The sequence below is a fragment of the Bradyrhizobium uaiense genome, assembly GCF_010811875.1.
GTDB classification, from domain to species: domain Bacteria; phylum Pseudomonadota; class Alphaproteobacteria; order Rhizobiales; family Xanthobacteraceae; genus Bradyrhizobium; species Bradyrhizobium uaiense.
The window spans coordinates 1-237 of the sequence record NZ_VKHP01001105.1; the positions used below are offsets into that span (position 1 = coordinate 1).

Annotated in this window: 1 protein-coding gene; it reads left to right on the forward strand. The window is 60.8% G+C overall.

Going from position 1 to position 237, the window contains the following annotated elements:
* Positions 1-237 (forward strand): ABC transporter substrate-binding protein (locus FNJ47_RS48965; protein ID WP_236000652.1); only part of this gene is annotated, 237 nt, incomplete at both ends.

Consider the following 237-nt stretch of genomic DNA (forward strand, 5'->3'; position numbering starts at 1 on the left):
AGGGTTTTGAGGGCAACCGCTTCACCGGGCTTACGATGTACGACGCGCTGACGATGTGGGACCTGTCGTCGTCGGACAAGGCGAGCGCGCTGATCCCGGGCCTGGCGACCGAATGGAAGGTCGACGACACCGACAAGACCAAGTGGCGCTTCACCCTGCGCAGGAACGTGAAATTCCACGACGGTAGCGACTTCAACGCCGATGCCGTGATCTGGAATCTCGACAAGGTGCTGAACG